8 protein-coding genes are annotated in these 11,455 nt (G+C 48.8%); 7 read left to right on the forward strand and 1 reads right to left on the reverse strand.

Translation table 11 applies throughout. The features are described 5' to 3' along the window. The coding region (locus HKN79_05375) for an HYR domain-containing protein (GenBank protein NNC82988.1) at positions 1 to 3,209 on the forward strand (3,209 nt) is incomplete at its 5' end. On the opposite strand, the gene HKN79_05380 is transcribed toward HKN79_05375, so the two are convergent. Next, positions 3,210 to 4,247, reverse strand: coding sequence for an AI-2E family transporter (locus HKN79_05380; protein ID NNC82989.1), 1,038 nt, complete (start codon positions 4,245 to 4,247; stop codon positions 3,210 to 3,212). Positions 4,248 to 4,293: 46 nt separating this feature from the next. Between HKN79_05380 and HKN79_05385 the strand changes: the two genes are divergently transcribed. The 6 genes from HKN79_05385 to HKN79_05410 all read left to right on the forward strand — a co-directional run. Beyond that, a complete protein-coding gene (locus HKN79_05385; GenBank protein NNC82990.1) occupies positions 4,294 to 4,521 on the forward strand; it encodes a uroporphyrinogen decarboxylase in 228 nt (75 codons plus the stop codon). Positions 4,522 to 4,649: 128 nt separating this feature from the next. Next, positions 4,650 to 5,300 carry a murein L,D-transpeptidase catalytic domain family protein gene (locus HKN79_05390; GenBank protein ID NNC82991.1) on the forward strand — a complete coding sequence of 217 codons (651 nt, stop codon included), beginning with the start codon at positions 4,650 to 4,652 and terminating at the stop codon, positions 5,298 to 5,300. Between the two features lie 6 nt (positions 5,301 to 5,306). Beyond that, positions 5,307 to 7,004, forward strand: a complete 1,698-nt coding sequence (locus tag HKN79_05395) for a L,D-transpeptidase family protein (GenBank protein NNC82992.1) — start codon at positions 5,307 to 5,309, stop codon at positions 7,002 to 7,004. Positions 7,005 to 7,145: 141 nt separating this feature from the next. After that, the gene (locus HKN79_05400; GenBank protein NNC82993.1) at positions 7,146 to 7,721 is read left to right on the forward strand and encodes a sigma-70 family RNA polymerase sigma factor; all 576 of its coding nucleotides are present in this window, start codon (positions 7,146 to 7,148) and stop codon (positions 7,719 to 7,721) included. 27 nt (positions 7,722 to 7,748) lie between these two features. Next, the gene (locus HKN79_05405; protein NNC82994.1) at positions 7,749 to 8,486 is read left to right on the forward strand and encodes a hypothetical protein; all 738 of its coding nucleotides are present in this window, start codon (positions 7,749 to 7,751) and stop codon (positions 8,484 to 8,486) included. Next, the coding region (locus HKN79_05410; protein NNC82995.1) for a CHAT domain-containing protein at positions 8,483 to 11,455 on the forward strand (2,973 nt) is incomplete at its 3' end. The genes HKN79_05405 and HKN79_05410, both read left to right, overlap by 4 nt.

Raw genomic sequence — 11,455 nt, forward strand, 5'->3', positions numbered from 1 at the left:
CCTTGAATAGTGATTGCGATTACATCTTGGGTGATTTCACCGGAGAACTGACCGCGACCGATAATTGTGCTTCCAGTGCATCCATCAGCGTCAGTCAGAGTCCATCACCTGGAACGATATTCTCAGGTCATGGAACCATCCAGACAGTGACATTGACTGCCAATGATGGGAACGGGAATACAGCTAGCTGCACATTCACAGTGACCTTACAGGATGATATAGCTCCTGCCATCTCCTGCCCTTCTGATATCAACGTACCTACTGATGGTACCGCTTGTACGGCCATAGTGACCTACAATATCCCAGTGGGAACAGATAACTGTAACGCCACAACTTCTCAGTCCGACCTGACAGGATTGAGTTCTGGCGATCCATTCCCCATGGGAACCACGACACTGGAATACACAGTGGTAGATGATGCCGGTAACTCAGCAAGCTGCCAGTTCAACGTGACCGTGACCGATCAGACCGCACCACAAGTGGCTTCAGGTACACCAACGACTATCAATGCCCAGTGTGATACGACCATTACAGAACCTGTCTTCACAGATTGCTCTACACCGGTTACCGTCACAACCACAGACGATGTATCCTTCAATGACCAGGGTACCTATTGGGTACACTGGGTCGCAACGGATGCAGAGGGAAATTCCATGGAATTCATCCAGACCATCCAGATACAGGACAATACCTCACCGGTATTCTCAGAGCAATTGGAGAATGATACCATGCTGGTCAGTGATGTATGTACTTACATCCTACCCAACTATATGGACTCGGTAGTAGTGTCGGATAATTGCACACCGGATGAATTCGTGAATCTGTCTCAGTTCCCTGTACCGGGTACTGCACTTGCGTTGGAGGACTCACCGCATCTCATCACCTTATTTGCGAGTGACCAGAATGGACAATCCAGTTCGATGAACTTCTGGATAGTATTGCTTGATTCTATTGCTCCAGTCATCTTGGATTGCCCTGGAGACATGACCGTAAGCACAGGGACGAACTGTGAGTATGTCATCCCAGACTATTCTCAAAGCATCAATAGCACAGACAACTGCACGGCTTCCGATCTATTGGATATCCAACAGACTCCGACTGCGGGTACCGTTCTTTCAGGACATGGCACCACACAGGACATCTTGTATGTAGTGACAGATGCCAGCGGCAATTCCACGTCATGCAGCTTTACCCTGACATTGGAAGACGATACCGATCCGGTGATCGACAACTGTCCATCCGACCAGTTTGTCACGACCGATACGCTATGTCAGTATGTACTGCCAGATTTCACCACAGGTTTGATCTACTCGGATAATTGTAGCTCAGCAGCTGATATCACCGTGATCCAAAGTCCTGCACCTGGACCCGGTCAGTCGGGTGACCAAGTAGTGACCATCCAAGTGATAGATGCAGTCGGGAATGAGAGCCAGTGCGTATTCAATGTGACAGCCCTAGATATTTTAGCCCCTTCCATCACTTGTCCCGACACTCTATTGAGGAACTTCAATGAGACATGTGCTTTCCAAGTGGAGGATTATACCGGCTTGGCCGAGGTGGATGATAATTGTACCGCTAGCTCTGAACTGACCGTGACGCAGAGTCCGGCAGCCGGAGAAGTGATGTCCGGTCCCTTCGATGTGGCGCTGACCGTGACCGATGGAAGTGGAAATTCAGAGACTTGTTCATTCCATGTCTCTGTTGAAGATGACATGGCACCTGTGGCACAGTGCCAGGACCTGACCATCTACCTGGATGAAAACGGAGCGGCCCTCTTGACACCAGCCATGGTAGATGCAGGATCGACCGACAACTGTACTAGCGATGCGCTCGATCTGAATTTAGATCAACAGTCTTTCGATTGCAGTCATGTGAATGCGACCAACGAGGTCACCTTGACAGTCACTGATGCAACTGGTAACAGTAATACGTGCACCGCCTTGATCGAAGTGATTGACAGCATTGCTCCTGTTCTGACCTGTCCTACGGATACCATCGTCTATTCGGATCAGATCGCAGACTCTGTGATGATCACTATTCCCTTACCTGTTGTCGTTGAGAATTGTGCCGGATACCTCTTGGAGAACGACTATACGGGTGAAGAAGATGCTTCTGGAATGTATCCTTACGGAGAGACTTTGATCACCTGGACGGTAGAGAACAACGGACAGAGCGCTCAATGCCAGACCCTGGTCACACTTGTACCCGATGAAGATCCGGTCATCCACTGTGATGAAGAGATCATCGTGAGTACCGATCCGGGAGAATGTGGTGCGATGGTAGATATCCTGGTGCCGGAATTCAGCGGACCGATATTCTCCATCCATGAAGAGAATTTCGACCTGACCAGTGATACCAGCATCTATCTGCCTATTGGAGATACAGAATTGACGTGGGTACCCGACAATGATTTCTTTGCGGAGAACACATGTACATCGATCATTACAGTCGTAGATACGGAAGCTCCGACCATCATCGAATGTCTCGCTGATACCGCCCATTGCGGATTGACTCTGGACCTACCACTTCCTGTGGTGACTGATAATTGCGGCTATACAATCACCAACAGCTTCGGCAATGAGGAGCATACCGACCTGACCTTCCCTCACGATCAGACCACCACTGTGACATGGACCATATCCGATGGGACCAATGAGAGCACCTGTACGACCACTGTATTGGCGGTAGATAACACAGTACTTGCAAATGCAGGATTGGACCAATCACTCAACGCCACATTCGAGACCCTGGTAGAAGCTTGGGTACCGAGTCATGGTCAAGGATACTGGACGGTCACAGAAGGTTCAGCACAGGTGATAGACAGTGCATCCGCATACAGTGTGGTAACCAATCTTGGTCTGGGTAATAACATTCTCACTTGGACTGTGGAGTCTGATGTTTGTGGAACGTCCACGGATAACGTGAACATCCATGTGAGGGAATTCATGATCCCGACTGCATTCTCTCCAAATGGCGATGGGTACAATGACCTGTATAGGATCATCGGTATCGAGTCTATTCCGGAGAACAGCTTCCAGGTCTTCAATACATGGGGCAGAAAGGTGTACTCGGCCCGCAACTATACCAATGAATGGGACGGGCGGAACATGGGTGGCAAGGACCTTCCGAACGATACCTATTACTTCATCTTAGAGGTGAAGGGAGATACTCCGCGAACATTCAAGGGCTATATCGAATTGAGAAGGTGATCAGTCCCGGTCCAGCATCCCCTTGTCGGATAGCAGGATAGAGATACCTCGTGTCTCATCGAATTGAGCGAAGGTGAGGATCAACATGACCGTGATAGGAACGGACAGGATCATCCCTACCACTCCCCATATCGCGCCCCAGAATGCTAGGGAAAGGATCACCACCAGGGAACTGATATTCAATGAATTCCCGAATAAACGGGGTTCAAGCACATTCCCCACCACTACTTGGATGAGACCTACAGCTATGAGTACATAGAGTGCTGGAGTGAGATCACCGAATTGTATAGCAGCTATCAAGGTCGGGAACAAGGTCGCGATCAAACTTCCTATGTTGGGAATGTAATTCAAGATGAAGATCAAGAATGCCCAGAAGAAGGCGAAATCCACGCCTATGATCTCCATGGCTATATAGCTCGCCACTCCCGTAATGAGGCTGACCACGGTCTTCAAGGCCACATAGCGGCTCAAGCTCTGATCGATCTCATCGAGGATATTATTGGCCCGTTCCCTCTTCTTTTCTTCGGAGTATAGTGAGCTGAACTTCAAGCGGAAGAACCGCTGCTCGAGCATCATGAAGATGACATAGATGAGGATCAAGAAGGCACTTCCGATCAAGGTGGTTATGGAGTTGATCACGATGGAAATGATCTCCGTGAAGTCAAAGCTCCCTGACCATTCCCGCACCTGATAGAGCACGTCTATTCCCAGTTCTGAATCTATTGTGTCTATGACCTTGCTGAGATTCTGTTCGTAGGTGGGAAGCACGGTGGAGATGCCTTTGATATTGACTACGAGAAGGTTGACTACTGTGCCCAATACTGCGAAGATCAGCACGAAGGAGATCACTCCAGAAAGCCATTGAGGAATCCTACGCTCCCCGATGTGCAATTTGCGGGTCTGAGTCTGCACTTCGCGTATGATGAACCAGATGATGACCGCCAGTATGAAAGGGATCAATATCTCTTTAAGGTAGATGAGGATCACAACTGTTGCAATCACTATGATCAGGCTATAGGCCGTTCTAGCTAGGCTCATACATCCAAAAGTATGCTTATCTGATGTGAAGATGTATCATTGACGCATGGATTGGCAGGATTTGGTCGGATACAGTGCGAGTTTCTTTCTCATCATCTCGTTCATGTTCAAGGACATCATCAAACTCCGCATCTTCAACACCTTGGGCTGTGTACTCTTTATCGTGTACGGAGTGCTTCTCGACCTCAATTGGCCCATCATCATACCCAATGTTTTCATCTCTTCGGTCAATATCTACCAACTATTAAAGGCTCAGAAAGCTGTTTCCAGCTAGAATTGACAAGAATCTGTCGAATTGTGGTAGGCAGAGTACAACAAGAGAAGCCCATTTACGTATATATTCACGACTTGTTGTACATGGGGGATACACAAAAGATATTAGGGTCGATCATTCGACCTTGCTTGGCAATAGTGCTGTTCATAGGCTTGAGTTCATTTGCCAATGCTCCAGAAGACCATAACCCCGGCCTCCCCTCTGCTTACGAACAGATATTGACACATGGTCTCTCTGATGAGGCCTTGACACAGGCCATAGATGGCTATGCCACCATGTCGGATAAATATGGCGACCTCAAAGAAACATTGGTGGTGATCGACTATTCAAAAAGCTCCAACACCGAGCGGATGTATATCCTCAATATGGGAGACACCACATTGACCCGCACCAGTCTGGTAGCTCATGGGAGGAATTCCGGAAACGAGTTTGCGACTTCCTTCTCCAATCAAGTAGGTTCCTATCAAAGCAGCTTAGGATTCTTCCGTACGGCCGAGACCTATGAAGGAAAGCACGGTCTATCTCTCAGGCTCGATGGATTGGAGATCGGAATCAATCACAAGGCCCGCGAAAGGGCTATCGTCATCCATAAGGCCGACTACGTCAGCTTGGATTTTGCCGCACAGCACGGCCGTATCGGACGTAGTCTGGGCTGCCCCGCCCTGCCCCTCGAGGATTACACAGAGGTCATCGAAGAAATCAAAGAAGGCTGCCTGCTATTCATCTATGGCGGAGATGAGAACTACGCCTTCCGATCCTCGATCATCGCGCAAAGCTGAGGCAATATGCGCCTGACCTTTCTCTCAGCCATCCTCACCCTATTCTGTTACTTCTCCTGCTCGACTCCAGAACCTATCGAAGAATTCGTGGAGGAGATACTGGTAGATAGCACTGCGATCTACGAACGTATGCAGCGAGAGCAGGATAGTACGCTTACGGCATTCTTCCTCGAACAATACATCGATATGATGGGACTGATAGATGGCGGAATACTCAGAGGACGTACGATCACCAGCCCGAGCATCATACCTGATCTCTATCAAAGACATTCCCAACAATTATTCTGGAAAGACAGTCTGGATCGAGAAAGGGCTATAGAAGTACTAGAAAAAGCGTACGAGGATGGTCTGGAACCCGATGAGTATCATCTGGAAGCTATCCGAGATCTGGACAGTCAAGCTTCTGATGATTTCGACATCCTTACCAGCTTGGATATATTGATAACCGATGGATTGATCCACTACTTCAATCATCTCCTCAGCGGGCGATTGGACCCCAAGACCCACGTCCCTAATCTCATTCACGATAGACGTTCATTTATGGGCTCGGACCTCCCTAGAATGTTCGATAGCTTCGCTTCAGGCCGTCCTGACTCGTTGATCGGGATCTTTAGGCCACCTTCCCAGTACTATCACTACATGATGAAAGGGCTGGAGCATTATACCCAGTTGAATGATAGTGGTGCCTGGAAGGTGACCAGCATCACTGAGCGAAAATTGGAACCAGGTGGCACCTATTCGGATATTCCGAGCATCAGAGAACGACTGCGGGTAGAAGGAGACTTCATGGACCTGAAGTCCAATTTGGATGACTCGCTATCAGACGAGAAATACTATGACCCTATCCTGCAACGTGCAGTCGAGCGTTTCCAGATCAGACACGGTCTGAATCCCGATGGGGTGATCGGAAGGGGTACAGTCGAAGCCATGAACATCTCTGCTCAGGAAAAAGTCGATCTGCTGAAGATCAATCTCGAACGCGCCCGTTGGATCCATCATGACCTGGACAGCAACTATGTACTGGTCAATATCGCAGGATTCGATCTGCGCTTGGTCAAGGGAGATACCCTCTGCTGGACTACCAAAGTGATGGTCGGCAAGAAGAGTACCAGCACACCTGTCTTCAGGGACATGATCGAATATATCGAAGTCAATCCCGACTGGACCGTCCCCTTCTCCATTTCCAATTATGAGATACTTCCCAAACTCAAAGTGGACGAGTCCTATCTGCGTAGGAACAACATGGAACTACTCACGATGTCAGGAACACCCGTGGATGAGAGCGCTATCGATTTCAACGACTTCGAAGAAAAAATGCCTTACATCGTCCGTCAAGGACCTGGGGATAACAACTCCTTGGGGAGGGTCAAATTCCTCTTTCCCAATCAATTCCGGGTGTACCTCCATGACACCCCTTCCAAGAATCTCTTCGTCAAAGAACAGCGTGCCTTCAGCCATGGATGTATCCGGGTACAGAACCCCTTTCGCTTGGCAGAATATCTCTTGAGCGATCAAGGTGTTACTCCTGCCTACATAGATTCTATACGCCAGACCGAAGAGCGATTCCGATTCGACCTGGAGACTCCCATTCCCGTGCTGATCACCTACTCGACAGCAAGTGCTGATGCCGATCTGGTCTATTTCTATGAGGACGTGTATGGCAGAGATGAAGAGATCCGGCTTGCCCTGCGACCTACATTCTGAATTTCCTATTTCCTTGTTCACATCCTTCTAGTTCATCCGATATAGAGATGAGAAGGAAGATACCGTGCGTGGTACGCTCAGTTTACTCGGCTGTCCATCTGTGGATTTAATGAGTATACTCGAACTACCAACACACTACAGGTGACACAAGGGAGAGAAACGGATAAAGCAGGCGTGGGAGGATTGATCCAAGGGTTTGTGCAGAACGACCCGGATACATTGAAGCAGTTCTATGCTTCTCATTTCCCGCAGGTGAGAAACTATATCCTCTCCAATAGTGGATCGGCAGAAGATGCTCAGGACATGTTCCAAGAGGCCATGTTGGCCACTTGGCTCAACCTGAAACAAGGGCGTTTCAACCCAGAGGACGAAGAGAATCTGGGAGCCTATGTCTTCCGAATTGCAAAATTCAAATGGCTGGATAGACTACGGTCGGTACAGTTCAAGAAAGTACATCGGATGAACCCCGAAGTGAAGGACAACATAGCGGATGATAGCGAGATACAAGAGAGCTCTGATCGAGTGGATCATTTGAGACTTGTATACGCCACATTGGATTCGAAATGCAAACGCATCCTCGACATGTTCTACTATGACAAGAAGGATCTCGCCTCCATAGCCGCTGAACTCGGGCATGATGTAGGAAGCATACGGACCATGAAGTACCGATGCATGATGAAATTAAGAGAGAACAAAGACAAATTGAAGCTCGGATAGAGGTTGGAACTAGACTTGGATAACACAATGGATCAGAAACAATTCGAAGAAATAGAAGCGTATGTGCTCGACCGACTAGATGAAGCAGAACGACACCGATTCGAGAAAAGACTCCGAGTGGATGCCGAATTGGCCAAAGAAGTGGAGTCCATGCGTGAGAGCGTGCTCTCCATAGAACTGGAAGGGATGCAGCGAACCATCGAGTCAATACAAGACGAGCATACCGAGCAGGTGCTCTATATAGAAAAGACCGAGCCGAATAGGATCAGACCTCAGGTCTGGTGGGCCCTTGCTGCTGGCCTTGCACTGTTGGTAGCCTCAGTGATCTGGTTGACGGATGATACCAACCCCCGTTATGAGCTCTACAGCACCCATTTCTTCCCTGACCCCGGACTTCCAGTCGCTATGGGTACTACGGATGCATATGCCTTTACAGATGCTATGGTGGACTATAAGAATGAAGCCTATCAAAAAGCCGTGGCGAAATGGTCGGACCTTTTGGAGGATGGTGATGAGAATGATACCTTGAGGTATTACATCGGATGCGCCTACATGAATCTCCACGATCATGAGCAGGCGATAGCATATCTCTCTCCATTGGCCTCTGATAAGAGCTCCCCCTTGTTCGAGAAAGCCCAATGGTATCTGGCACTCAACTACCTCTATGTAGATAGAATTGATGCCTTGAAGCGCCTCGATCTAGATGAAAATGAGTATTATGGTGATAGAATCAAGGAATTGATCACCAAGCTCGACCAACTATGAACCCGCGTTTCCTCGGCATTCTAGGGTGCCTGGTATTCTTGCACTCTATACTGCATTCTCAAGACAACACCGCCCAACGGCATGACTTGATCGACTCGCTCTACTCGCTAGAACGCTATGAAGAAGTCCTGACCTTGATCGAAGAGCAGCTGGATGATATCACCGACACTGTTTGGGAAGATACCCTCTATACTTACTGTTATCCCTATGCCCGTGCATATTGGAAGACCCAGGGAGTGGATGAAGGTGTGGCGGCTGCCGAGCGGATCATAGAGCATGTGAAGTCTCAGAACGACCCAGAAGCCCTACTAGCAGCCTATAGCGACCTCAGCTGGATACACTATGAGACCGGAAGGGCCGATCTCTGTCTCCAAGTGGATTCCATAGCCAAAGAGCTTGCTGACCGATCCGATGTTCCCCAACATCTTAAAGGTAGGGCACGTACCTATCTGGGTTTCGATCATGCTATGCTGGGGGATTATCGCAAGGCAGGTGGATACTTCAAAGAAGCACATGACATCTTCAAAGAGATAGAACCTAGAGACTCACTGATCAGACAGCAACTGGCAGAGAGCGCTAATGGTATGGCAGTCGCCTCTTGGCATCTCGGTAGGACGAAGGATGCAGAAGAGAACTATTTGAAGGCCTTGGAATATATCGGAGAATCTGATGATCTGATCCTTCTTTCTCGCAAAGCGAGTACCATCGGGAATCTGGCTTTGATGTTCGAGGATCTGGGAAATCTGATCAAAAGCAAGGAATACTATCACGAGAATATACGTCTCAGCAATCTAGTCATCCATCGAACAGATGACCCCTTTCTCAAAGACGAGATGACCATGGTCAGGTCACGTACGTACGGCAATCTCGCCTCTTTGTATCACTCCTTGGGTGAGTACGGGACATCTAAAGGATATCTGGAATTGGCACTGAAAGATCGCACGTCACTCTTTGAGCCGGATGACCCCAAACTCCACGTCATCCAACTCCAGTTTGCTGAGATCGAGATATCCAAAGGGAACTATCCGAAAGCAGAAGAACTTATCAAAGGCTATTTGGATAAGTGCATATCCAACTATGGAATACATAGCGAGTACAGTGCCGATGCACTGAGCGATCTGGCCCGGGTATATAGCCTGACCGAGCGATACAAAGGAGCAGACTCCCTCTATACGCTTGCACTGGAAGGTTTCAAAGCCGTTTCTGATGAGACATCCGACCCCAATGTAGCTGAGGCCCTGATGAGTCGCGGTGAGATGAAGATGCGATTGCAGCAATCTGAAAACGCAAGAGCAGACTTCATACAGGCCAGGGATATCTACGCGGTCAATGTAGGATCAGAGAATCGGAAAGTCGCGGCTGCCAGGAATGAGATAGCCCGCACATTGCTGGCCGAATGGCGGTATCAAGAGGCGATAAGTGAACTGGAGTCCTCCATCGGGATCCTCTCTGATCGTTTACCGAAGGATCAGGACATGGTCACACAGCGGAGAGACCCATTGCCCCATCTCCTTCCTGAAGCCCTTCTACTTTATGCTCAAGCGCATAGACAATCCCCAGATAGCAGCCGCTCGGATCAGAAGGCTCTTGATCATCTCCAGACTGCCATCCAGGTATTGAAGGCAAATCAGACCGGACTACGGGACGAAGAATCTCGACTCCTGATGCTAGGTGCACAGCGTGATGTATTCGACTCTGCTTTAGATATTGCCTATGAACTGCACACATCCTCACCAGATGATACGGACATTCAGGATCTCCTTCAGTTGACCGAATCCAACAAGACCATCATTCTGAAAGACCGATTGAGCTCCATTCAGAGCATGTCCTTTGCAGGGGTACCTGATAGCTTGCTGGAGCGTGAGCACTTTCTACTTCAACGCATCTCCGATACATCAATGGACCACGAAGCAGCCGATGAACTCAACGATCTAGAGACCGAATATGTGTCCCTTCTGGATCAGATGAAGTCCGATCATCCCCGATACTTCGAACTTCGATATGGAGATCGACCATTGGATATGCAGTCCGTGCTGGACCTGATCACTCCAGACCAGAGTATCATCGCATATGCACTGAGCAAGGATCATATCTACATCACCCTGATCGATCATGAAGGAACGCACATTACCCGTGTACCCAAAGGCGATCTGAAGAGGGACATCCAAATGCTCCACAAAGGAGTCACTGAGCATGATATGGAAGGGTATACTGCAGCTGCCTACCGTCTCTATGAGCGCTTGATAGCACCCATGCGCGAGCACATCCAGAAAGACGAACTACTGATCGTACCGGACGATGAGCTCTACACTTTGAATTTCGAGATACTTCTCGATCAAGACCCTGGACCTCAAGACTATATAAAGCATCTATTGATTCAAGACTTTACTATATCCTATCTCCTTTCCCTCTCCACATCCATACAGTTCAAAGGTCTGGATAAGCGTGCTGATAGACTTGCTCTTGCCATGGCGCCAGGCTTTGAAGATGCGTTGAAAGATGCCTATCTGAACTCGGTCAGTGATTCGTCCCAAGTGGACCAGGGCTTTCTTCATCAGATCCAACAACCATTTGCCGTGAAGACCGCACATGCCCTCGGAGGTCTGCTACAAGCTGAGGTCAAGGTAGGTGAAGAAGCCAATGAATCGGAGTTCAAGCAACATGCTGCGCAGTACGAGGTGATCCACCTGGGTACCCATACTGAGATAAACAATGTATCTCCCCTCTATTCCAAATTGATATTGAGTAAATCGAGCAGTGAAGATGGATATCTGCATGCCTATGAGCTGTACGACATGCAACTGCAGGCAGAGCTCGCTGTACTCACCGCATGTCAGACAGGAGTCGGTCAGCAGGAGAGTTCGGAAGGAGTCATCTCGTTGGCACATAGTTTTGCCTATGCGGGTTGTCCCTCGATCATCATGTCACTCTGGGATGTTGATGAACAGAGCACAGCCATCATCACGGAA

The sequence above is a fragment of the Flavobacteriales bacterium genome, assembly GCA_013001705.1.
Taxonomy (GTDB): Bacteria; Bacteroidota; Bacteroidia; order Flavobacteriales_D; family JABDKJ01; genus JABDLZ01.